Below are 23,947 nucleotides of genomic sequence, written 5' to 3' on the forward strand. Positions count from 1 at the left end.
AGAAGCCGGCCTCGTCGTCCCACGGGATCATGTGGCCGGCATCGGCGACGTGGCTCACCAGCACGCCCGCCAGCAGCGTGCGGATTTCCTGCTCGTCTTCGTCGCGCACCACGTCGCCACGGCCGGCGCGCATCAGCAGCGTCGGCACGGACACGTGCGGCAGGTCGGCGTGGATGTCGTCTTCATGGAAGCCGTTGAAGCTCGCTAGGATTGCGCGCTCGTCGCAGGTGTGCAGCCACTCGGCGCGCAAGCGCAGTTGCTCGTCCGTCCATGTCGGACAGAAGCGGCGCATGCCTTCCGCGTCGACACCAGCGCGCGCGAGGCGGATGGAATCGATGTACCACGGCAGCTGCGCGGGATAAGCGCGGCGGCCGGGGCCGGAGACCGGCGGATCCACCATCACCAGCCGCGTCATGCCTGCGGGGCGCTGGCGCGCGGCACGAACGCCAATGCGCCCGCCCATCGAATGGCCGACGATGGCATAGCGCTGCAGGCCGAGCGCCTGCGCGAACGCGATCACGTCGGCAGCTTGCGCATCGAGGCTGTAGTCCAGCGTGTCGCTCGCTTCCGACAAGCCACGGCCGCGCACATCCAGCACATAGGTATCGAAGCGCTGGCCGAACTGCTCGCCGACGAAGCCCCACGTGATGGCCGGGCTCGTGATGCCCGGCACGATGATCACGGCGTCGCGCGACGCGCGTTCGCCATCGTTGCCGCCGTAGCGCAGGTAGTGCTGGCGGATGCCGTTGGCCTGGACGTTGCCGCCGTAGAGGAAGGTGCTCATGGCGCGGCCCTCAGTAGGCGCCGGACAGCAGCGCGCCCGCGCCCGGCACGACCGGCTCCAGGTCCAGCGCGCGCAGCATCGCATAGGTGGTGGCGATAGCCGCCGTGATCACCGGCTTGCCGGTCATCGCCTCGACCTTCGCTACCGCCGGCAGCGACGGCATCTGCACGCAGGCGGACAGCACGATGGCATCGACGTCGGCAATGTTCATCTGCGCGACGATGGCCGGAAGCTTCGCCGGATCGTGGCGGCCCACTTCGAGGTTGTCGGGAATCTCCAGCGCGCGGTAGTCGACGACTTCGTAGCCTTCGTTGCGGATGTAATCCACCACCAATTCCGTCAGCGGCTTCATGTACGGGGCAACCACGGCGATGCGCTTCGCGCCGATCACCTTGAGTGCATCGACCAGCGCGCCGGCACTCGTGATTACCGGCGCATCGCCACCGTTCTCAACGGTGTGGGCTTTCAGGCGCTGTTCCGACTTGCGGTGATAACCATGGCCCATCGCCATGATCGCGACCAGGCAGGCGTAGCCGAGCACATCCACGCGCGCGTCGGATAGCTCGACGGCGCAGCGGTCAGACTCGGCATCCATCGCCGCCAGTTCTTCCTTGACCACCTTCTTCATGCGCATGCGGCTCGAATGGAAGGTGAAACGTTCGGGGCGGATCTGCTGCCGTGCGCTCAGCATGGCGGGGATCTCGGTTTCCATCGTGGTGTTGGAGCTCGGCACGATCTGGCCGATTCGGAAAACTTTCTGCACTGTCGACTCCGTCATCTGGTTGTCTTGGGTATGCCTTGTCTACCCGGCCGCTCCAGGCAGTCTTGCCAGGCGTCCGCGGTTGCGATTGATTGTAGTGTACACACTCTATATGCGCAAACACATTCTAAGCGGACAAAAAGGCACTCATTCAGTGCGCACTGAACCGAAGTCGCCCAGATATAGCGCATAAATTCGCCGGTATTGGGCAATATGTGAAAGCCATCACATCGTCATCAGGGTTTTCCATAAGTTGATGCAAATCTATCTTTACCTTGAATTTTGTAGTGTGTACACTCGTTTTCAACAACTGGCCGCCGAGCCGGCCCCCACACCATCGACCCATGTGTCACTGCCAGGAGAAACAACGTGCAAGCCAAACCGCGAATCGCAATCATCGGCGCAGGACTCGGAGGGACGGCCGCTGCCGCCCTGATGCAGCGTGCTGGCCTCCAGGTCAGGCTGTATGAACAGGCGCCGGCGTTCTCGCGGCTGGGTGCCGGCATCCACGTGGGGCCGAACGTGATGAAGATCATGCGGCGCATCGGCATCGAGGACGCGCTCAATGACATGGGCTGCCATCCGGACTACTGGTACAGCCGCGACTGGGACACGGGCGAGGTTTGCGCGCAGATTCCGCTGGGCGACTACGCGCTGAAGCACTACGGCGCCAGCTACCTGACCGTGCACCGTGGCGACTTCCACAAGCTGCTCACCGATGCCGTCGCGCCTGGCACGCTGTTCTTCAACAAGAAGCTGGAAAGCGTGACCGACCAGGGCGACGTGGTGCAACTGCGCTTCACTGACGGCACCGTCGACGAGGCCGACATCGTCATCGGCGCGGACGGCGTGAACTCGCGCATCCGTGAAACCCTGCTCGGCGCGGAGCCGCCCAAGTACACGGGCTACGTGGCGCACCGCGCGGTGTTCCCGATCTCGCGCGTCAAGGGCTTTACGCATGACCGCTGCACCAAGTGGTGGTCGGACGATCGCCACATGATGGTGTACTTCGACACCAGCAAGCTCGACGAGATCTATTACGTCACCGGCGTGCCCGAGCCCGAGTGGGACATGAGCAAGAGCTGGGTGCCGAGCAGCATCGAAGAGATGCGCGCCGCATTCGATGGCTGGCACCAGGGCGTGCAGTCGCTGATCGAAGGCACCGTGGAAGTGACCAAGTGGCCGCTGCTCGAGCGAGATCCGCTGCCGGTATGGAGCCGCGGCCGCCTGGTGCTGCTCGGCGACGCCTGCCACCCGATGAAGCCGCACATGGCCCAGGGTGCCGCCATGGCGATCGAGGATGCCGCCATGCTCACGCGCTGCTTCATCGAAGCGGGCACGGACGACTACGCCGCCACCTTCGCACTGTACGAAGCCAACCGTGCCGAGCGCGCCAGCAAGGTCCAACTGGTCTCGCACAACAACACGTGGCTGCGCACCAACGAGAACCCCGACTGGTGTTTCGGCTACGATGTGCACAACGTGCCGCTGGTCTCGGCCGGACGCCCGCCGCTGTCGGCGGCAGCATGATGTCCGCCTGAGCCCCGTACCGCCGGCCTGGCCGCTGTACGGGCCCGACGCGCCACAGCCCCTCGCCATGAAGGGGTGCGGCGCAGCGCTGCGTGATGTTCAAACCGCCACCTGCCCCCGATGAACGCGCCCCGCCCCCTGACGCTTCATGTCAACCACGCCGACCATACGGTCTGCGTGGCGCCTGATACGCCGCTGCTCTATATCCTGCGCAACGACCTGGCCTGCAATGGCCCGAAGTACGGTTGCGGACTGGGCCAGTGCGGCGCCTGCACCGTGCTGGTGGACGGCACCGCCGCGCGCTCGTGCGTGCTGCCGGTGAAGGCGGTAATCGGCCATGACGTGACCACGCTGGAAGGACTGGGCAGGCCCGCGCATCCCGACCCGGTACAGCAGGCCTTCATCGACGAGCAGGCCGCGCAGTGCGGCTATTGCCTGAACGGCATGATCATGACCGCGAAGGCGCTGCTGGCGGAAAACCCCGACCCGACCGAGGCGGAGATCCGCGAGGCGCTGCGCTTCAACCTGTGCCGCTGCGGCACGCATGTCGAGATCGTGCGCGCTGTGCAACGGGCGGCCATCCTGCAGCGCGCAGACGCGCACGGAGCGCAGTCGTGAACGACACGCTGGCGCCCCGCGCGGATGCCGTCGCCAAGGCGGCAAGCCCCCTCCCGCCTCCCCAGTGCCTGGCCGTAAATGTCTTGCGTCCGCCCGGGCTTCAATGGGTTGGTGGCCAGCCTTTCGTTGCACGTCTGCTGGGCGCGGACCGGGACGCCGCAGCCGCAATGCCGGGCGTGCGCGCCGTGGTCGTGCGCAACAACTTCGCCGGCGTGGCGGCCGACTCCGATGAACAGGCCGCCCATGCGGCGGCTGCACTGCGCGCGCGCTGGTCCGCACCGCCCACACCGGAAACGGTGCCTGTGCAGCGGCGCGCGCTGGCACAGCGTGGCGACGCAGCCGGCGCACTCGAACAATCGCGTGCACGCCAGGCACAGCATTACCAGTGGCCGCTGGCCGGCATGCAGGCGACGACAGCCACCTGCACGGCCATCGCGGACTGGCGCGATGGCGCCCTGCGCGTCTGGCTGCCCAGTGCGCGCCCTGGCGCATTGCGCGAAGAACTGGCTGCGCTGCTCGGCATTGCCGAGCCTCAGATTACGCTGGTGTGCTGGCAAAGCGCCGACGACAGCGCGGCCCCCCCGGGCCTGCTCGCACACCACGCCGCTGCCGATGCCGCACTGATGGCGCGTGCCGCGGGCGGCTGCGTGCGACGCACGATTACCGCAGATGACGTGGGGCTGGCCAATGCAACGCTGGACTGGCAAATCGACAGCGCGCACGCGGGTGCCGTGATCGACGCGTATGCCGCCACGCTCGGCGGCACCGCCGCGCCCACTGTACCGCTGGCCTTGTGGCTGACGCACACGGCGGCGCCGGTGTCCGATGTCGCCGCCAGCGCGCAAGCCGGCGCATTGCCGCCATACCGCATTCCCAACATCGATATCAGCACGGCTGGCGCCGCGGCCGGCTCGACGGACACGCCACTGGCCCGCGCGCAGGTCTTTGCACAGGAATCGCACGTTGATGAGATCGCTGCCAGCGCTGGCAGCGATCCGGTAGCGCTGCGGCTCGATCACCTTGACGATGCGCGTGGCGCAGCGCTGGTGCGCGACGTGGCCGAGCGAGCAGGATGGACGCCGTCGGCGCAGCGCTCAGGCATCGCGCGCAGCGGCAACGTGCGCCGTGGCCGCGGGTTCGCCTACGCGCATGTGGTGGAGGACGACGCCGCGCAGAGTTGGTCCGCGTGGGTCGCCGAAGTGGAGGTCGACGGCACCACCGGCGAACTCGCCGTCACGCGCGTGACCGTCGGGCACGACAGCGAATCGGCGCTGCCACAGCGCGCAACGCAGGCATCCCCCGCACTGGAACAGATGGTCGCGCGGGCCGCGAGGCAACTCACCGCGCAATCGACGGGATTCGATACATGGCCCGCCGAGCAGCCCGGGACCTCCGACAGTACCCTGCCCGCCGTCACCGGCACCACGGTGCCTGAAATCCGCATGGCCGGATCGCTCGCCACGCGCAGTACGCTGGCCGCCGGCCCCGCCGCGACGCTGCCGGCCGCAGCCGCCGTCGCCAATGCGATCTTCGATGCGACCGGCGTACGGCTACGAGAACCGCCGTTCAGCGCTGATCGCATCAGGCTGGCACTGGACTCGCAACAAACAGAGAAGCGGCGCAGCAAGCGCGGCTGGCTTGCCGCGGCAGCGGCGGCAGCGGCCGGCCTGTGTGCCACCGTGCTGCCATGGCGCGCGCCCATCGCACCCGTCGCGCCGACCGAGGCTGGCTTCTATTCGGCCGCGACACTGGAACGCGGAAGGCTGGTAGCCGCTGCCGGCGACTGCGCGGTCTGCCATACCGCGCCGGGCGGCGTGAAGAATGCTGGCGGCCTTGCACTGGAAACGCCGTTCGGCACGGTCTACAGCACCAACATCACGCCCGATGCCGAGACGGGCATCGGCAACTGGTCGTTCGCCGCCTTCGAGCGCGCCATGCGTGAAGGCATCCATCGCGATGGACGCCGCCTGTACCCCGCGTTTCCCTATACAGCGTTCGCGAAGATCAGTGATGCCGACATGCAGTCGCTGTACGCCTACCTGATGTCAGCCGAGCCCGTGAAGACCAGCGTGCCGCGCACCGAACTGGCCTTCCCGTTCAATATGCGCCCGCTGCTGGCCGGATGGAATCTGCTGTTCCACCGCAACGAGCAGTTCAGGCCGGATGCCTCGCGCTCCGCGCAATGGAATCGTGGCGCTTACCTGGCCGAAGGCCTGGGCCACTGCAGCGCCTGCCATTCGCCGCGCAATGCACTGGGCGGCGAGAAAGGCGGCCGCCACTACCTGACCGGCGGCACCGCCGAAGGCTGGGATGCGCCCGCGCTGACCGCGCTGTCGCGCGCACCGGTACCGTGGACAGAAGACGCCCTGTTCACGTATCTGCGCGGCGGCTATGCAGTGCACCACGGCGCCGCCGCCGGACCGATGGCGCCTGTGGTGGAAGAGCTGGCGCTGCTGCCCGAATCCGACGTGCGCGCTATCGCGCATTACGTCGCCTCGTTCAGCGCGCCCCCACCCGCGCCTGCGCAGGTCACCGCGCAGGCCGCGCAATACGAGCAACGCAGCGCAGAGGCGGCCAGGGCGCTGGGCGGTCCCGCCGCACGCCTGTACCAAAACGCGTGCGCCGTGTGCCACCAGTCCGAGCAGGGCATCCGCCAGTTCGGTGTGAAGCCGTCGCTGGCACTGAACACGAACCTGCACAGCGACCGGCCCGACAACGTGATCCAGGTACTGCTGCAAGGCATGCCGGCACCGCCAAACAGCACACTGGGCGCCATGCCTTCCTACGCGGACAGTCTCGACGACACGCAAATCACCGCCCTTGCGCAATACCTGCGTGCGCGCTTCGCCCCCGACAAACCCGCGTGGCAGGACGTGGAAGCCACCGTTGCGCGGCTGCGCGCGACGCCTGCGCACTGACGACAGACGAGACCTGCGCGGCGCGCGGGAAAACCCCAAGGAGAAAACCGCAGATCGGCCTTGCCGGCCCTTTTCATGTAGCTTACGCTGAACGATCATGTAGCATGCACTACATGAGTGACAACAGGGCATGCAGCGGTGCACTGCGGCACCCGGACCGCGCACCACGATGACGTGCCACGATAAATACAAGACCAGAAATCCACCAAGGGTAGACAATAAGGAGTCACGATGACGTATCCGCATCACCCCCGCATGGCAAGAGTGCGCCCGGCATAGTTCTCGCTTCGCCAGATTGCAGTCCCCAACGCTACGTTGCAATCGGCGGCGCGACAGCATCACCCGTCTGTCTGGACCGCGCGGGTCCGCCCCCCTGCTTCGACAGACGTGTGCTTCCGGGTTCAGGAACCAGCCCTCTAATAGACAGTTAGACAGGTAGACAACATGTCGTCATCCATTTCATCCATGCCTTCCACGCCCCTCGCCGAAGCGTCGATCAGCGCGGCCCCGCATTCGAACGCGAGGGCTGCGAGGTCCCAGACCATCACAATCGAGGAAGGCATCCGCACCGCAGGCGTCGGCCGATTCCAGTACCGGCTGTTCGTCATCTTCGGCCTGGTCTGGCTCGCCGACGCGATGCAGGTGCTGTCGATCGGCTTTACCGCGCCTTCGATTGCCAAGACCTTCGGCATTCCGGTGCCGACGGCCCTGCAAAGCGGCACGATGTTCTTTGTCGGGATGCTGATCGGCGCATTCGTGTTCGGCCGCCTGGCCGACCGGATCGGGCGCCGCCCCGTGCTGATGATGGCGGTGGTCATCGACGCCATCTGCGGCGTCGCTTCCTCGTTCGCGCCTGAATTCCAGTGGCTGCTGGTGCTGCGTTTCCTGACCGGCATCGGCGTCGGCGGCACGCTGCCGGTCGACTACACCATGATGGCCGAGTTCCTGCCCTCCGACCGCCGCGGCCGCTGGCTGGTTCTGCTGGAGTCGTTCTGGGCCGTCGGCACGATCCTGCTCGCCGTGCTGGCACTGATTGCCGTTTCGCACGGCGATGCAGCCTGGCGCCTGATCTTCCTGGTCACCGGCATCCCGGCGCTGGTCGGCCTGATCTGCCGCTTCTACGTGCCTGAGTCTCCTCTCTACCTGAACAAGTCGGGCCGCTCGGCCGAAGCACGCGCGGTGCTGCAGCGTGTTGCCAAGGCCAATCGCGTTTCGGTTGAAATCGGCACGCTGGAGCCGCAGAAGATGGAGCGTAAGTCGGTGCTGGCGCTATTCGAGACCGGCTTCCGCCGTCGCAGCATCAGCCTGCTGGTGGCGTGGGCGCTGATCTCGATCGCCTACTACGGCGTCTTCGTCTACCTGCCGGTGAAGCTTGCCGGCCAGGGCTTCGGCTTCATGCGCGGCCAGGTCTTCCTGATCGTGCTCGCGCTGGTCCAACTGCCTGGCTTCGCGCTGGCTGCGCATGGTGTCGAACGCTGGGGCCGCAAGCCGACGCTGATCGGCTTCCTGCTGCTCAGCGCCGCGGGCTGCATGCTGTACAGCCTGGGCCAGTCGCCGACGCTGGTGGTTGGCTCCACGCTGCTGATGAGCTTTTCCCTGCTCGGGACCTGGGGCGCGCTCTACGCCTTCACGCCCGAGGTGTATCCGACCGACCTGCGCGCCAGCGGCATGGGCACGGCGGGTGCCATGGCCCGCTTTGGCGGCCTGTTCGCGCCGGCGATCGTTGCCCCGGTCATGGCCACGCATTTCACGCTGGCCCTGGTGCTGCTCTCGTCGTTCCTGGCCGTGGCGGCGCTCGCGATCTATATGGTCGACATCGAGTCGAAGAACCGCGCGCTCGACTGACAGCCGGTTAGCACGGCAGGCTCGGAAACGTAGCGACAGGCATGGGCCGCCGCAGCCGCGCGGCGGCCCGCTTCCATTACAATCGCGCTACCACGGCGCCGCGCCCCGGTCCACAAGACCGGGGCCGCCCGCTTCACCCTCTCCCGCCGAGCCTTTGCCGCCGCCATGAAACAAGACCCGCGTTTCCCCAGCCTGTACATCCTCGACCACCCGCTGATCCAGCATAAGCTCTCGCATATGCGCGACCGGGACACGTCCACGCGCACGTTCCGCGAGCTGCTGCGCGAGATCACGCTGCTGATGGGCTACGAGATCACGCGCCACCTGCCGCTGACCACGCGCCATATCGAAACGCCGCTGGTACCGCTGGAAGCCCCGGTGATCGCCGGCAAGAAGCTCACCATCGTACCCGTGCTGCGCGCCGGCGTCGGCATGAGCGATGGCCTGGTGGAACTGATCCCCTCGGCGCGGATCGGGCATATCGGCGTGTATCGCGACGATCAGCATCGCCCGGTGGAGTACCTGGTGCGCCTGCCTGACGTGGAAGACCGCAGCTTTATTCTGTGCGATCCGATGGTCGCCACCGGCTATTCGGCGGCGCATGCCGTCGATGTCCTGAAGCGCCGCGGCGTGAAGGACGACGCCATCACTTTCGTCGCCCTGGTGGCGGCCCCGGAGGGCGTGGAGGTGTTCCAGAAGGCGCATCCGAACGTGAAGCTGTTCGTCGCCTCGCTCGACAGCCACCTGGACGAACACGCGTACATCGTCCCGGGCCTCGGCGACGCGGGCGATCGTTTGTTCGGCACCAAGAACTGAATTGCAGCGGGGAGCGGCCCGCTCGCCATCCTTCCCGCTGTCGCGAGCTTGATCCTACTCAATGGCTCGCGCGGCGCCGCTCCCTACACTCGACGTCGCACCGCAAATGCGTGCAACCCGTCGAACTCTCACAGGGAGAACCGCATGGAAGCCTTCAAGATCCTCTTTACGACCAGCACCGGGCTGATGAGCCTCGGCGTCATCGTCTTTATCATCGGCATGGCGTGGTTCTTCGCGCGCCTGTTCAGCCGCAAGATGCGCGAAGACGCGGCAGCCGCGAAGGCCGCGGCGGAAAACCGGCCGGCATCGCAGACCGGCACACGCTGAGCGGCGCTTACTTCTTCTTGCCGCCGCCCAGCAGGCTGCCCAGCACGCCGCGGATCAGTTCGCGGCCGACTTGGGAGCCCACGGTACGCGCGGCCGACTTGGCCATCGATTCCAGGATGGAATCGCCCCGGCCGGTCTTGCCGGTACCCTTGGTCAGCGAGCCGAAGATCTCGCCGGCGGTACCCAGCCAGCCGCCTTCTTCGGCCGGCGCACCGGCTGTTGGCTTCTGCGCCGTGGCGCCGCCACCATTGCCCGCCGGCGCCACGCTGCCGCGCAGCTTCTCGTAGGCCGACTCGCGGTCGATGGTCTTTTCGTAAGTCCCCGCCACCAGCGACGTCGCGATCAGCTGCTTGCGTTCGTCGTCGGTAACCGGACCGATGCGGCTGCCCGGCGCCAGCACCCAGGCGCGCTCGGTCACGCCCGGCGTGCCCTTGGCATCGAGCAGCGACACCAGTGCCTCGCCCACGCCTAGTTCGCCGATAACCTTCTCCACGTCGAGCTTCGGGTTGGCGCGCATGGTGGTGGCCGCCACCTTCACCGCCTTCTGGTCGCGCGGCGTGAACGCGCGCAAGGCATGCTGCACGCGATTGCCGAGCTGGCCCAGCACCGTGTCGGGGATATCGGCCGGATTCTGCGTGACGAAGTACACGCCAACGCCCTTGGAGCGGATCAGCCGCACCACCTGTTCGATCTTGTCGAGCAGCGCCTTGGGCGCGTCGGTGAACAACAGGTGCGCCTCGTCGAAGAAAAATACGAGCTTGGGCTTGTCGAGGTCGCCGGCCTCGGGCAGCTTCTCGAACAGCTCGGACAGCATCCACAGCAGGAACGTCGCATAGAGCTTGGGCGAGTTCATCAGCTTGTCGGCCGCCAGGATGTTGACCACGCCTTGGCCCTTGTCCGTCTGGATGAAATCCTCCAGGTTCAGCATCGGCTCGCCGAAGAACACGTCCGCGCCCTGCGACTCCAGCGCAACCAGGCCACGCTGGATCGCGCCGATAGACGCCGCGGAGATATTGCCGTACTCGGTGGTGAACTGCGCCGCGTTGTCGCCAACGTGCTGCAGCATGGCGCGCAGATCCTTGGCGTCGAGCAGCAGCAGGCCATTGGCGTCGGCAATACGGAACACCAGGTTGAGCACGCCCTGCTGCGTGTCGTTCAGTTCCAGCATGCGCGACAGCAGCAGCGGCCCCATGTGCGAAATGGTGGCCCGCACCGGATGCCCCTTCTGGCCGAACACGTCCCACAACGTGGTCGGGCAACCGCCCCAGGCCGGTTCCGGCAGGTTCAGTTCCTCCAGCCGCGCCTTGAGCTTGTCCGAGGGCTGGCCCGGCATGGAAATGCCGGTCAAATCACCTTTGACATCGGCCATGAACACCGGCACGCCCAGCCGCGAAAACCCCTGCGCCAGCGTCTGCAGGGTCACGGTCTTGCCGGTACCGGTGGCGCCGGTGATCAGTCCGTGCCGGTTGCCCATCTGCGGCAGCAGGGCCAGTTCGTGCTCGGCGTTCTTGGCGATCAGGATAGGTTCGGCCATGGTGTCTTGGATCGAGAAGCGTGGCGGACGGCCACAGGCGCGGCACGGACAGGGCCGCGTGATAAAATCACGGGCTGATTATAGCCAGCAGCCGGGTGTAGCCGTCACCTGGCCGCGCGCGCTTGCACCTCGCTGTACGGCGCCCGCAAGCTGCAGCCTTCCCGCACAACCTCACGTTTTCCGCTTCGGAGAGAATCATGGCCGGTCACTCGAAATGGGCCAATATCAAGCATAAGAAGGCCGCCGCAGACGCCAAGCGCGGCAAGATCTGGACCCGCCTGATCAAGGAAATCACCGTTGCCGCCAAGCTCGGCGGCGGCGATGTCGACTCCAACCCGCGCCTGCGCCTGTCCATGGACAAGGCGATGGACGCCAACATGCCCAAGGACAACATCCAGCGCGCGATCCAGCGCGGCGTGGGTGGCCTGGAAGGCGCGAACTACGAGGAAATCCGCTACGAGGGCTACGGCCTGAGCGGCGCCGCGATCATTGTCGACTGCCTGACCGACAACCGCGTGCGCACCGTGGCCGAAGTCCGTCACGCGTTTTCCAAGCACGGCGGCAATATGGGGACCGAAGGCTCGGTGGCCTTCATGTTCACCCATTGCGGCCAGTTCCTGTTTGCCCCGGGCACGCCGGAAGACAAGCTGATGGACGCCGCGCTGGAAGCGGGCGCCGACGACGTAGTCACCAATGACGACGGCTCGATCGAAGTCACCTGCCCGCCGAACGATTTTTCCGCGGTCAAGGCGGCCCTGGAAGCCGCAGGCTTCAAGGCCGAAGTGGCCGACGTGGTGATGAAGCCCCAGAATGAAGTCGAGTTCACCGGCGACGACGCGGCCAAGATGCAGAAGCTGCTGGACGCCCTGGAAAACCTCGATGACGTGCAGGAAGTCTTCACCAACGCGGTCATCGAAGAGTAAGTAGACTTAGTTAGCCCTCGGGCGGCAGCACGATCAAGCTGCCGCCTTTTTGCATGCGTATCTTTTCTGGCAGTGGATCATGAAAGTATTGGTTGTCGGCTCGGGTGGACGTGAACACGCGCTGGCCTGGAAATTAGCCCAGTCCCCCAAGATTCAGGTGGTGTACGTGGCGCCAGGCAATGGCGGGACCGCGCTCGACAAGCGCCTGCAGAATGTTCCGCTGACGGATCCGCAAGTACTGGCCGCCTTTGCCGAGCGCGAAGGCGTGGCCTTCACCGTGGTCGGCCCCGAAGCGCCTCTCGCCGCCGGCATCGTGGACGTGTTCCGCGGCAAGGGCCTGCGCATCTTCGGCCCGACCCAGGCTGCGGCGCAGCTGGAGTCGTCGAAGGACTTCGCCAAGGCCTTCATGCACCGCCACGGCATTCCGACGGCGGCCTACCAGACCTTCGCCGACGCCGCCCTGGCCCACGCCTACATCGACGCGCAAGGCGCGCCGATCGTGATCAAGGCTGACGGCCTGGCGGCCGGCAAGGGCGTGGTGGTCGCCATGAGCCTGGAAGAAGCGCACGCCGCCGTCGACATGATGCTGGCCGACAACAAGCTTGGCGATGCCGGTGCGCGCGTGGTGGTCGAGGAGTTCCTGGAAGGCGAGGAAGCCAGCTTTATCGTGCTGGTCGACGGCAAGAATGTGCTCGCGCTGGCGACCAGCCAGGACCACAAGCGCCTGCTGGACGCCGACGCCGGCCCCAACACCGGCGGCATGGGTGCCTACTCGCCCGCGCCGGTGGTCACGCCGGCACTGCATGCGCGGGCGCTGCGCGAGATCATCGTGCCGACCGTGCGCGGCATGGAAAAGGACGGCATTCCGTACACGGGCTTCCTGTACGCCGGCCTGATGATCGACAAGGACGGCAACCTGAAGACGCTCGAATTCAACTGCCGCATGGGCGACCCGGAAACCCAGCCGATCATGGCGCGCCTGAAGACCGACCTGGTCGACGTGATGGACGCCGCCGTGTCGGGCAAGCTCGACGAAATCGAACTGGACTGGGACCGCCGCACCGCGCTGGGAGTCGTGATGGCAGCCCATGGCTACCCTGACTCGCCGCGCAAGGGCGACGCCATCACCGGCATCCCGGCTGAAACCGACGACAGCGTGACGTTCCATGCAGGCACGACGCTGAAGGACGGCACGCTGCTGACCACGGGCGGCCGCGTGCTGTGCGTGGTGGGCCTGGCCGATACGGTCAAGGCCGCGCAACGCGCCGCCTACGCCGCCGTGGAGCAGATCCAGTTCGATGGCATGCAATACCGTACCGACATCGGCTACCGCGCCATCAAGCGCTGACCGCCGATGTGGCGCCGCCACGAGGCCGTACCGGCCGCCGGCGGCCCGTCACGAGCGGACGGCTGGCGCCGGCGAGTGCCTCGCCAGCCGTTACAATCGTGACACACCCATGACGGCCGTGCCGGCCAGACGCCGGCACGGCCGCCCTTGCATCCGGGGCCCGCGCCCCTACCAGCCATGATCGATTCCCAGGCAGTCCGTGCCTACCTGCTCGGTCTGCAAGACCGCATCACCGACGCCGTCGCCGCCATTGACGGGCAGCCATTCCTGACCGACGCCTGGGAAAAGCCGCCCACCGAGCGCCTGCGCGGCAGTGGCCGCACCCGCATCCTGGAAGGCGGCGCCGTGATGGAGCGTGCCGGCGTGGGCTTTTCGCACGTGACCGGCGATACCCTGCCCCCATCGGCCAGCGCCAACCGGCCTGAACTGGCCGGGCGCGGCTTCGAAGCGATGGGGGTATCGCTGGTCTTCCATCCGCGCAATCCGTACGTGCCCACCGTACACATGAATGTGCGCTGCTTCATCGCCACCAAGCCCGGTGCCGATCCGGTGTGGTGGTTCGGCGGCGGCATGGACCTGACGCCGTACTACGGCAATACCGACGACTGCACCCATTTCCACAGCACCTGCAAGGCATCGCTGGCACCGTTCGGCGATGAGTTGTATCCGCGCTTCAAGCAGTGGTGCGACGAGTATTTCTTCCTGAAGCACCGCGGCGAGGCGCGCGGCATTGGCGGAGTCTTCTTCGACGACTTCCACGCCCTCGGTTTCGAACGCAGCTTCGAAATGATGCGCAGCGTCGGGGATGCCTTCCTGGATGCCTACCAGCCGATCCTGGAGCGCCGCAAGGACATGCCGTACGGCGATCGCGAGCGCGACTTCCAGGCCTACCGCCGCGGCCGCTATGTGGAATTCAACCTGGTATTCGATCGCGGCACGCTGTTCGGACTGCAGTCCGGCGGCCGCGCCGAATCGATCCTGATGTCGATGCCGCCGCAGGTGACATGGCGCTACGACTGGCAGCCGGAACCGGGCAGCGCGGAAAGCGTGCTGTACACCGACTTCCTGCCAGCGCGCGACTGGGCCTGACGGCAACTTTATGGCACATCCCAACCAAGACGCCGTGCCGGCCGCAGCAGCCGGCAAAGACGCCCGCCCCTATCGCCTGGGTATCCTGGGCGGCACTTTCGACCCGCCCCATCTCGGCCACCTGGCGCTCGCCAGCCTGTGCATCGACCATCTGGCGCTGGATGAACTGGTGTGGATCCCCACCGGCCAATCGTGGCAAAAGAGCGCTGACGTGACGCCCGCCGCGGACCGGTTCGCCATGACGGAACTTGCCGCCGCCGCGCTGACCGGCACTTCGGCAAAGATTCGCGTGAGCCGCATGGAAGTGGATCGCGAAGGACCAAGCTACACCATCGACACCGTGCGCCACCTGCGCCAGGAGTATGGCCCGCAAGCCTCGCTCTGCTGGCTGATGGGCGCCGACCAGCTCCTGCGACTGCACACCTGGCACGGCTGGCAGGAATTGTTCGCCCACGTGCACTTGTGCACCGCCACGCGCCCCGGCTTTGCTCTCTCGGAACTCGAAGGGCCGGTTCGCGAAGCGCTGGCCGCACGCCAGGCCGACACGCACCTGATACAATGCACGCCCTCCGGCCGGATGTGGATTGACCAGACCCTCGCTGTCGACTTGTCTTCCACCGGCCTGCGCCAGCGCCTGGCATCCGGCTTGCCAGCGGATGACCAACTGCCGGCTGGCGTGGCACACTACATCGCGAGCCAGGGGCTCTACCGCCCCGCATCAGGCCAGTCCTGAACTGGCCGCCCCCCCAATGAATTCAGCTGAACAAGAACGCACCATGGATATTCGCAAACTGCAACGCGCCATCGTCGACGGCCTCGAGGATGTCAAAGCGCAGGACATCAAGGTGTATGACACCAGCCACCTGACCGAACTGTTCGACCGGGTGGTGATTGCCAGCGGGACATCCAACCGCCAGACCAAGGCGCTTGCAGCGTCGGTGCGCGAGACAGTGAAGGATGCCGGCGGCCACATCATTGCGGTGGAAGGCCTGGAAACCGGCGAATGGGTGCTGGTCGACTGCGGCGATGCGGTGGTGCACATCCTGCAGCCGCAGCTGCGCATGTACTACAACCTGGAAGAGATCTGGGGCGACAAGCCGGTTCGCGTGAAGCTGGCCGCAGCCAAGGGCCTGGCCAAGGCCAGCGAGCCGATGGATGACGACGACGAAGACGCGCCGGCACCGCGCGCACGCCGCGCCACCGGCCTGCGACCGGCCCTGGCCCGCCTGCCCGAAGGCATGAAGGAACCCTCGCCGCCGATGGGTCACGAGGACACCGATCCGGACGCCATCGCGACCATCCGCAAGCCGCGCAAGACGACTGCGGGCACGAAGACCGCTGCCACCAAGACTCCGGCGACGCGCGCCGCCGCGCCGCGCAAGACGGCAGCCGGTACCCCGGCACGCAAGACCGCCACGCGTACTGCCGCGGCGAAGACCACCGCGACCAAGACCGCTGCTGCCAAGACCGGCGCCGCCAAGCCGGCCGCTCGCAAGCGCACCACGCGCTCGGCCTGAGCCTGAACATGCGCGCGCGGCTCCGTCCGCGCGGCAATGCACCCCATGCAACTGGTCATCGTCGCGGTCGGCCACAAGATGCCTGGCTGGATCGAAACCGGCTTCAGCGAGTATGCCAAGCGCATGCCGCCAGAGCTGCGCATCGAACTGCGCGAGGTCAAGCCCGAAGCCCGCTCGTCGTCGAACAACGCCGCTACCGTGATGCAGCGCGAAGCCGCTCGCATTGAGACAGTGTTGTCGTCGTTGTCGCGGCAGTGCCGCATCGTGGCGCTGGACGAGCGCGGGCGCGACTTCACGACAGTGCAGCTGGCCGGCCAACTCACCGACTGGCAGCGCGAAGGCGGCGACGTTGCGTTCCTGATCGGCGGCGCCGACGGCCTCGATCCCGCATTGAAGGCGCGCGCGCAGACGCTGCTGCGGCTGTCCAGCCTGACGCTGCCGCACGGCATGGTGCGCGTGCTGCTGGCCGAACAGCTGTACCGCGCCTGGTCGGTCACGCAGAACCACCCCTATCACCGGGCCTGAGCCGGCGCCGGCAGTACAATGCGGGCCTCGGGCGGCCACTTCGGGCTTGCCTGCTCCAGAATCTCCGCTCCCTCCCGCCCCGATGCACGACTATCTTTATCTCGCCTCCCAGAGCCCGCGCCGCCGCGAACTACTGACGCAGCTTGGCGTGCGCTATGAACTGCTGCTCGCCGACGATGACGAGGACGCAGAGGCGCTGGAAGTCGTACAGCCCGGCGAAACGCCCGACGACTATGTCCAGCGCGTCTGCGCGCTCAAGGCCGAAGCCGCGCTGCGGCGCCGCGAACGGCGGGCGCTGCCCGACGCCCCCGTGCTCACGTCAGACACCACCGTGTGCCTGGGCGGTGACATCCTTGGCAAGCCCGCCGATGGCGCCGATGCCGCGGCGATGCTGTCGGCGTTGTCCGGCGCGACGCACCGCGTGCTGACCGCCGTCACCGTGGTCTCAATGCTGGGCATGCATCATGCGCTGTCGATCTCCCGCGTGACCTTCCGCGCGATGACCGCGTCCGAGATCGAGGGCTACGTGGCCAGCGGCGAGCCCCTTGGCAAGGCCGGCGCCTACGGCATCCAGGGCCGCGCGGCCGAGTTCGTCGAGCGGATCGAAGGCAGCTATTCAGGTATCATGGGCCTACCCCTGTTTGAGACGGCAGCGTTACTCAGGCAGGCCCGCCTGCGGTTCTGAACGGCATCCTCCAAGGCCCGCAAACCCGGGCAGACAATACATCGCCGGTACACCGGCAACGCGTTTCATCCGCCATGACTGAAGACATCCTCGTCAACATCACGCCACAAGAGACGCGCGTTGCCATCGTGCAGCAGGCCGCCGTCCAGGAACTGCATGTCGAGCGCACCCTGACGCGCGGACTGGTCGGCAACATCTACCTGGGCAAGGTCGTGCGCGTGCTGCCGGGCATGCAGTCGGCCTTCATCGACATCGGCCTGGAACGCGCGGCATTCCTGCACGTTGCCGATATCTGGCATCCGCGCGATCCCGACAACAAGAACGGCGCCCAGCTCGCCATCGAGAAAACCCTGTTCGAAGGCCAGGCGCTGATGGTGCAGGTCATCAAGGACCCGATCGGCACCAAGGGCGCGCGCCTGTCCACGCAAGTCAGCATTGCCGGGCGCACGCTCGTGTACCTGCCGCAGGATCCGCATATCGGCATTTCGCAGCGCATCGAGGGCGAGATCGATCGCGAGGCCCTGCGCAGCCGCGTGCAGGGCCTGGTACCGACCGACGAGCGTGGCGGCTTCATCGTGCGCACCATCGCCGAGGAAGCCAGCGACGAAGAGCTTGGCAACGACATCGCCTACCTGCGCAAGATCTGGGCAACGATCCGCCAGAACGCCACCACCCAGCCGGCGCCGAGCCTGCTTTATCAGGACCTGGACCTGGCGCAGCGCGTGCTGCGCGACTTCATCAACGATGCCACCGGCGTGATCCAGATCGACTCGCGCGAGAACTACCAGCGGCTGGTGGAGTTCGCGCAGGAATACACGCCTGCGGTGCTGCCGCGCCTGTCGCACTACACCGGCGAGCGGCCGATCTTCGACCTGTTCAATATCGATGCGGAGATCGAAAAGGCGCTGTCGCGGCGCGTGGACCTGAAGTCCGGCGGCTACCTGATGATCGACCAGACCGAGGCGATGACGACGATCGACGTCAACACCGGCGGCTACGTCGGGGCGCGCAATTTCGACGACACGATCTTCAAGACCAACCTCGAAGCCGCGCACACCATCGCGCGCCAGCTGCGGCTGCGCAACCTGGGCGGCATCATCATCATCGACTTCATCGACATGGAGAATGTCGAGCACCGCGAAGCGGTGCTGTCGGAACTCAAGCGCGCCCTGTCGCGCGACCGCACGCGCATCACCGTCAACAATTTCTCGCAGCTCGGACTGGTCGAGATGACGCGCAAGCGCACGCGCGAATCGCTCGCGCACGTGCTGTGCGAGCAGTGCCCGGTGTGCCAGGGCAAGGGCCAGGTCAAGACGCCGCGCACGGCGTGCTACGACATCCTGCGCGAAATCATGCGCGAATCGCGCCAGTTCAATCCGCGCGAGTTCCGCATCCTGGCGTCGCAGGAAGTCATCGACCTGTTCCTGGAAGAGGAAAGCCAGCACCTGGCGATGCTGGGGGACTTCATCGGCAAGCCGATCTCGCTGCAGGTGGAATCGACGTTCCACCAGGAGCAGTACGACATCATCCTGATGTAGTCCGTCTGCCGCAGCCCTGAGGAAGGGCTGAAACAAAAAGGGTTGCAGGCAAAAGCCTGCAACCCTTTTTTGTATTGTCAGGCCCGGTAGACCGGGCCCCGGGGGCTGGTGCCTCAGTGCGGCATTTCATCGGTCGAGAAAACGTACCGGGAGCCATCCGTGTAAGTGTCGAACTTGCCACCGGCTTTTGCACCATCGGCATAGACGCTGTACTTGTCGGTACGCGCGCCGTCGGTATTCGGATCGAATTGGCCACTCCTGGCCAGAACCGGCGCGGCCGAGATGGCAGCAGCGATGGCGGTAATGACGATCAGGAGATAGCGGCTGGCGTTCATGATTTTCCTCTATGGTCACGACGCCTTTGTTTTTGGGGTCCTGCTGCATTGCGGCATCGCGTAGACGAATACTAAGGGTTTTCCCTTGAAGTGACCAATCCCCAACGCGACAATAGCTTGTTGCAATTTTTGGAACATTGGGACGATCTGGCTGCTACAAGCCAACGACGACCGGCACCCGTGGCGCTACCGCGCACATCAGCTCATAGCCGATCGTGCCCGCCGCCGCGGCGACATCGTCGATCGGAACATGCTGCCCCCAGAGTTCGACCGGCGTGCCGACTCCGGCTTCCGGGCATTCGCTGAGATCGACCGCCAGCATGTCCATGGATATACGCCCGACGGTGCGCGTGTTCCGGTTACCGACACGAACCGGTGCGAAATGCCCTGCATGCGAAGAGCTCGTGCGCGGATAGCCATCGGCGTAGCCGCACGCGACGATGCCAATACGCTGGCGGCGCGTCGCGACATAGTGCGAACCATAGCCGACTGACTGGCCGGGCTGCAGGTCCTGCACGCCCAGTATCCGGCTGGTCAAGGTCTGCGCTGCCTGGAGGCCGGTGCCAGTCAGATCCTTCGCGCAGCCCGACGGCGCGGCGCCGTACAGCATGATGCCCGCCCGCACCCAGTCCGCATGGCAATCCGCGTGGCGCATGGTCGCCGCCGAGTTCGCGACGGAGATCTTTCCGGGCAGGTCCTGCGTGACGGCCCGGAATGTGGCGAACTGGTCCGCCACGCCGTTCTCGGTATCCGCATCCGAGAAATGACTCATGTGGGTCACCGTTTTCACCGCGGCAATATCGCTCAGGCGACGCCAGGCCGCGCTGTACTCCCCGGGATTGAAGCCCAGGCGATTCATGCCGGCATTCAGTTTCAGGCAGACATCGATCGAGCGCGGTGGCAAGCGACCATCGCGAGACGCCACCTCCAGCATCCGCAACTGCTCTTCTCCGTGGACCGCTGTGGTCAGGCGCAGCGAGGCAAGCAGCGCGATATCACTGTCATCGAAGAATCCCTCAAGCAACAGGATCGGGCCGGTCCAGCCCAGGTCACGCAGCCGGGCCGCCTCATCCAGGTCGAGCAATGCAAAACCATCGGCCGAAGTCAGTGCCGGGTAGACCCTGGCGATGCCGTGGCCGTAGGCATTGGCCTTTACCACGGCCCAGACTTTCGATGCAGGTGCCAGACGCCGTGCAATGGCCAGGTTGCTGGCGAGCGCGGACCGGTGGATGGTCAAGGAGATGGGGCGTGGCATAGGGTCGTTATCTGGATTGCCGTGGTAATGACTAGTACTGGCGATTCGCTCATATCCCGGATCACTGACTATCGTATCGGCGTTGAAGCAGGCTTTGTTACTGAAATTCCACGAGTTTTCAGTAACAGCTTCCAAGTCCGGCAAGGGCGACAAAGCGGTCGGCGCGGCGTCAGGAACGGCCCGCCTCGCTGACGCCAGGGGTGGTGTTTCTACCTACGCGCAAGTGACCCGCATGACCCTGCGCGTTCGTTGCGATCCGCTATAACTCAGTTAACGCCGGCCCATCCAAAAGCACGGGCGGGAGCCCGCAGGTCGCTGGCGTTCTGTAGTGAGGTACCCCGGATGAAAGCCCCGCAACTGGGCCTATGTTTTTTGGCCATGTTTCTGTGCACTGCCTGCGAGCAGTTGCCGATCGCCCGGCGGGCACCTCCGCCACCGCCGTCACCCGCTGTCGCCGCAGCCCCGGCATCCGAAAGACCACTTCCCACGCCAATCGCCGCCCACGACATCAGCCTGGCCGGCACCTGCCGCCGCACCGAGGACGACGGCTTCCGCGAAGACGCGGTGATGCGCGTGGTCTCGAACGATGTGAAGTCGCTGAAATGGAAGCTGTGGGTATCCAAGCGCGGCACCTGCCAGTTCGATCTGGCAGATTTCAAGCAAGTCCAGAAGACGCCGCATATCGTGCTGCAAGCGACCGACGGCACCCAATGCGAACTGCTGATCTGGCAGGACCCACGGCGCATCACGCTCGCGCACGCCAATTGCCAGAAGCGCTGCACGCCCGGCATCTATGAGCAGGCGTGGCCGGTGCTGTTCAACCCGAATAACGGGAATTGCGCCGAGATCCGGTGAACAAGCGGCCCGGCGCGGAAGGACGCGCTTACTTGCTCTTGGGCACGCGGCCCATCAGGAAGAACTCGTCGTTCGGACGCATGCTGATAGTGTTGGCCATGCGGTTCGACAAGCCGAAGAATGCCGTGATGGCGGCGATGTCCCACGCATCTTCATCGCTGAACCCGTGCTCGCGCAGCGCCGCAAAGTCGGCGTCGGCGATTTCGTGCGAGGCCTTGCAGACCTTCATCGCGAAATCGAGCATGGCGCGCTGGCGCGGCGGGATATCGGCCTTCAGGTGATTGACTGCGACCTGGTCGGCCACCAGCGGCTTTTTCTCGTAGATGCGCAGGATGGCGCCGTGCGCCACCACGCAATACAGGCACTGGTTTGCCGCCGACGTGGCCACCACGATCATCTCGCGCTCGCCCTTGGTCAGGCCGCCGTCCTTGAGCATCAGGGCGTCGTGATAGGCAAAGAAAGCGCGGAACTCGTCGGGCCGGTGTGCCAGCGCCAGGAAAACGTTCGGCACGAAACCCGCCTTGTCCTGGACTTCCAGGATGCGCTGCCGGATGTCGTCAGGCAGCGCCTTCAGTTCGGGTACGGGGTAACGGCTGATGGGATGGGCCGGGCGGGTCATCGCTGTCTCTCTCACGGTCGTTGTTGTCGCCCCATTGTAGCCAAGGCGCAACCCGCAAGCCGGCAGCCCCGGCCGGCCAGCAATCAGTGCGTGGCGAACTGGATCCGGTGCAGCCCGGCGTACAGGCCATTGGCGGCCAGCAGTTCGTCGTGGGTACCCTGCTCCGCCACACGGCCGTGATCGAGCACGACGATGCGGTCGGCGTTCTCGATGGTGGAGAGGCGGTGCGCGATCACCAGCGTCGTACGGCCGACCATCAGCGCTTCCAGCGCCGCCTGCACCTGACGTTCGGATTCCGAATCGAGCGCCGACGTGGCTTCGTCCAGGATCAGGATCGGCGCGTCCTTGTAGATCGCGCGGGCGATAGCCAGTCGCTGGCGCTGGCCGCCCGAGAGCTTCATGCCGTTGTCGCCAATGTTCGTATCGAGACCTTCGGGCAGGTTCTTCACCACGTCGGTCAGGTAGGCGGCCTGCAAGGCGCGCTCGACCCGCGCCATGTCGATCTTGTCGTCCGGCCCGACCCCGTACGCCACGTTGGCGGCAACGGTGTCGTTGAAGAGCACCACGTCCTGGCTCACGAAGGCGATCTGGTTGCGCAGTTCGCGCAGCGCGATATCGCCGATCGCGTGACCGTCCAGCAAGATGCGGCCATTGGTCGGATCGAAGAAGCGCGGCACCAGATTGACCAGCGTGGTCTTGCCACTGCCCGAAGGACCGACCAGCGCCACCACCTCGCCAGCCGGCACGCGGATATCGATACCCTCCAGCGCCGGCCTGCTGCCTTCGCCGTAGTGGAACCCGACGCGCTCGAATACCAGGTCTCCCTTGGCACGCTCGATGCGCACGCCGCCGTCCTGCGGCTCGGGCGGTTCGTCGATCAGCCGGAAGATCAGCTCGGCCGCGGTCAGGCCGCGCGTGAGCGGCTGGTTGATGTCGGTCAGGTGCTTGAGCGGCGAGATCAGCAGCAGCATGGCCATCACGAAACCGGTGAAGCCGCCGATCGTGGTCTGATTGCCCTGCGCCTGCACCATGGCGATGGTGATGATGACCGACAGCGCGAGCGCGGCGAGGAACGCCGTCACGGGCTGGTTCAGGCCGCCGGCCACGGCCATGCGCATCGAATAGTTCTTCAGCCGTTCCGCCATGTTGCGGAACCGGTGCATCTCGTAGGCCTCGCCGCCATGCAGCTTCACGACCTTGAAGCCGCCCGCGGCCTCCTCGACCACGTACGCCGCGCTGTTGGTCAGCGTCTGGTGGTCGCGGTTAAGGCGGCGCAGGCGCCGGTTGATCTTCGACATCAGGTAGCCGATCACGGGCAGGATCACGGCCACGATCAGCGTCAGGCGCCAGTTCGTGTAGAAGAGGTAGATCAGCAGCGCCACCACGGTGAGCGAATCCCGCACCAGCGTGATGAACACGTTGGTCAGGATCGACAGTACCTGGTTGACTTCGAAGATCACCGCGTTGATCAGCGAAGCTGCCGTATTGCGGTGGAAGAACTGGGCAGGCGCGTGCAGCAAGCGGTCGAACATCTGCATGCGCATCTTCAGCAATACACGGTTCGAAATCAGGCTCAGCAGGTAACCCGACGCAAACTGGGCCACACCGCGAATGAGCGCGACACCTGTCAGGATGGCCGGCACGTGCCACAGCTTGCCGGCGTAGTCGCCGCCAAAGCCCTTGTCGAGCAGGTCGTTGACGACCTTCGGGATCACGCCCTCGCTGGCCGCGACCACGGCCATGGCCAGGATGGCGGCAATGAAAATGCGCAGCTCCGGGCGCAGATAGCCCATCAGGCGCTTGCCTACCTTTACGTCTTGTCCGGCCGACTGTTCGGACTTCGCTGGATTGCTCACTACCACCCTTAATTTGAATGATGCGACGCGCACCCGTCTGAGGGGTGGCACGAGAAACGCCGAAGGACCACCGGAACTGGCTGCCCGGCATGGCGAAAACGCCACAGAGAGGCGCAAAAAACGCAGCCATTGTAACCGCATTCCCGGGCATGGCAGGCGTGCCGGAAGGGGGGCGGGGGGGGGGGGGGGCCCCCCCCCCCCCCCCCCCCCGGGGCGCCAAAAAACCCCGCGCCCGCCCCGGTGGCGAGCCACAGCCGCCCGTAGCCGCGC

22 protein-coding genes are annotated in these 23,947 nt (G+C 65.9%); 15 read left to right on the forward strand and 7 right to left on the reverse strand.

Annotated elements, in window-relative coordinates:
* Positions 1–784: alpha/beta fold hydrolase (locus tag AC3FKG_RS25130; RefSeq protein WP_488744072.1), on the reverse strand; the 784-nt coding region annotated here is incomplete at its 3' end.
* A gap of 10 nt (positions 785–794) precedes the next feature.
* A complete protein-coding gene (locus AC3FKG_RS25135) occupies positions 795–1,547 on the reverse strand; it encodes a maleate cis-trans isomerase family protein (protein ID WP_483710783.1) in 753 nt (250 codons plus the stop codon).
* Positions 1,548–1,913: 366 nt separating this feature from the next.
* On the opposite strand from AC3FKG_RS25135, the gene AC3FKG_RS25140 reads away from it, so the two are divergent.
* The 6 genes from AC3FKG_RS25140 (at position 1,914) to AC3FKG_RS25165 (ending at position 9,598) form a co-directional block, all read left to right on the forward strand.
* Positions 1,914–3,074, forward strand: coding sequence for an FAD-dependent oxidoreductase (locus AC3FKG_RS25140; RefSeq protein ID WP_488744421.1), 1,161 nt, complete (start codon positions 1,914–1,916; stop codon positions 3,072–3,074).
* A gap of 120 nt (positions 3,075–3,194) precedes the next feature.
* Positions 3,195–3,692, forward strand: a complete 498-nt coding sequence (locus AC3FKG_RS25145) for a (2Fe-2S)-binding protein (RefSeq protein WP_483710781.1) — start codon at positions 3,195–3,197, stop codon at positions 3,690–3,692.
* Positions 3,689–6,610: a c-type cytochrome gene (locus tag AC3FKG_RS25150; protein ID WP_488744422.1), complete on the forward strand. Its 2,922-nt coding sequence runs from the start codon at positions 3,689–3,691 to the stop codon at positions 6,608–6,610. Before AC3FKG_RS25145 ends, AC3FKG_RS25150 begins: the two co-directional genes overlap by 4 nt.
* A 444-nt stretch (positions 6,611–7,054) precedes the next feature.
* Positions 7,055–8,455 (forward strand): MFS transporter, encoded by a 1,401-nt coding sequence (locus AC3FKG_RS25155; protein ID WP_483710779.1) that lies wholly within the window; start codon positions 7,055–7,057, stop codon positions 8,453–8,455.
* 165 nt (positions 8,456–8,620) lie between these two features.
* Positions 8,621–9,271 carry a uracil phosphoribosyltransferase gene (upp, locus tag AC3FKG_RS25160; RefSeq protein ID WP_483710778.1) on the forward strand — a complete coding sequence of 217 codons (651 nt, stop codon included), beginning with the start codon at positions 8,621–8,623 and terminating at the stop codon, positions 9,269–9,271.
* Positions 9,272–9,415: 144 nt separating this feature from the next.
* Positions 9,416–9,598, forward strand: a complete 183-nt coding sequence (locus AC3FKG_RS25165; protein WP_483710777.1) for a DUF3149 domain-containing protein — start codon at positions 9,416–9,418, stop codon at positions 9,596–9,598.
* 7 nt (positions 9,599–9,605) lie between these two features.
* Here AC3FKG_RS25165 and AC3FKG_RS25170 read toward each other — a convergent pair whose 3' ends face one another.
* Positions 9,606–11,132 (reverse strand): helicase HerA-like C-terminal domain-containing protein, encoded by a 1,527-nt coding sequence (locus tag AC3FKG_RS25170; protein ID WP_483710776.1) that lies wholly within the window; start codon positions 11,130–11,132, stop codon positions 9,606–9,608.
* A 197-nt stretch (positions 11,133–11,329) separates the two neighbouring features.
* Here AC3FKG_RS25170 and AC3FKG_RS25175 point away from each other — a divergent pair, with 197 nt between their 5' ends.
* From AC3FKG_RS25175 to rng, 8 genes are all read left to right on the forward strand, one after another.
* Positions 11,330–12,055, forward strand: coding sequence for a YebC/PmpR family DNA-binding transcriptional regulator (locus tag AC3FKG_RS25175; protein WP_483710775.1), 726 nt, complete (start codon positions 11,330–11,332; stop codon positions 12,053–12,055).
* Positions 12,056–12,134: 79 nt separating this feature from the next.
* Positions 12,135–13,403, forward strand: a complete 1,269-nt coding sequence (gene purD / locus AC3FKG_RS25180) for a phosphoribosylamine--glycine ligase (protein ID WP_483710774.1) — start codon at positions 12,135–12,137, stop codon at positions 13,401–13,403.
* Between the two features lie 177 nt (positions 13,404–13,580).
* Positions 13,581–14,492, forward strand: coding sequence for an oxygen-dependent coproporphyrinogen oxidase (gene hemF / locus AC3FKG_RS25185; RefSeq protein WP_488744423.1), 912 nt, complete (start codon positions 13,581–13,583; stop codon positions 14,490–14,492).
* A gap of 10 nt (positions 14,493–14,502) precedes the next feature.
* On the forward strand, positions 14,503–15,225 hold the full coding sequence (locus AC3FKG_RS25190; protein WP_483710772.1) for a nicotinate-nucleotide adenylyltransferase: 723 nt from the start codon (positions 14,503–14,505) through the stop codon (positions 15,223–15,225).
* A gap of 43 nt (positions 15,226–15,268) precedes the next feature.
* Positions 15,269–16,009, forward strand: coding sequence for a ribosome silencing factor (gene rsfS / locus AC3FKG_RS25195; RefSeq protein WP_483710771.1), 741 nt, complete (start codon positions 15,269–15,271; stop codon positions 16,007–16,009).
* Between the two features lie 45 nt (positions 16,010–16,054).
* Entirely contained in the window at positions 16,055–16,534 is a 480-nt protein-coding gene (gene rlmH, locus AC3FKG_RS25200; protein WP_483710770.1) for a 23S rRNA (pseudouridine(1915)-N(3))-methyltransferase RlmH, read from the forward strand.
* Positions 16,535–16,616: 82 nt separating this feature from the next.
* Positions 16,617–17,219 carry a Maf family protein gene (locus AC3FKG_RS25205; protein ID WP_483710769.1) on the forward strand — a complete coding sequence of 201 codons (603 nt, stop codon included), beginning with the start codon at positions 16,617–16,619 and terminating at the stop codon, positions 17,217–17,219.
* Positions 17,220–17,293: 74 nt separating this feature from the next.
* Complete coding sequence (gene rng, locus AC3FKG_RS25210) at positions 17,294–18,757, forward strand: ribonuclease G (protein ID WP_488744424.1); 1,464 nt, start codon at positions 17,294–17,296, stop codon at positions 18,755–18,757.
* Between the two features lie 113 nt (positions 18,758–18,870).
* Here the strand turns inward: rng and AC3FKG_RS25215 are convergent, their stop codons facing one another.
* Together AC3FKG_RS25215 and alr are read right to left on the reverse strand one after the other, a co-directional pair.
* Positions 18,871–19,092 carry a hypothetical protein gene (locus AC3FKG_RS25215; RefSeq protein ID WP_483710767.1) on the reverse strand — a complete coding sequence of 74 codons (222 nt, stop codon included), beginning with the start codon at positions 19,090–19,092 and terminating at the stop codon, positions 18,871–18,873.
* A 154-nt stretch (positions 19,093–19,246) separates the two neighbouring features.
* On the reverse strand, positions 19,247–20,347 hold the full coding sequence (alr, locus tag AC3FKG_RS25220; RefSeq protein WP_483711461.1) for an alanine racemase: 1,101 nt from the start codon (positions 20,345–20,347) through the stop codon (positions 19,247–19,249).
* Between the two features lie 342 nt (positions 20,348–20,689).
* On the opposite strand from alr, the gene AC3FKG_RS25225 reads away from it, so the two are divergent.
* Positions 20,690–21,202, forward strand: coding sequence for a hypothetical protein (locus AC3FKG_RS25225; RefSeq protein ID WP_488744425.1), 513 nt, complete (start codon positions 20,690–20,692; stop codon positions 21,200–21,202).
* Positions 21,203–21,230: 28 nt separating this feature from the next.
* On the opposite strand, the gene AC3FKG_RS25230 is transcribed toward AC3FKG_RS25225, so the two are convergent.
* Together AC3FKG_RS25230 and msbA are read right to left on the reverse strand one after the other, a co-directional pair.
* On the reverse strand, positions 21,231–21,821 hold the full coding sequence (locus tag AC3FKG_RS25230) for a peroxidase-related enzyme (RefSeq protein ID WP_488744426.1): 591 nt from the start codon (positions 21,819–21,821) through the stop codon (positions 21,231–21,233).
* A gap of 83 nt (positions 21,822–21,904) precedes the next feature.
* Entirely contained in the window at positions 21,905–23,614 is a 1,710-nt protein-coding gene (gene msbA / locus AC3FKG_RS25235) for a lipid A export permease/ATP-binding protein MsbA (RefSeq protein ID WP_488744462.1), read from the reverse strand.
* Positions 23,615–23,947 lie beyond the last annotated feature (333 nt).

Source organism: Cupriavidus sp. 22TCCZM04-2, from assembly GCF_057798895.1.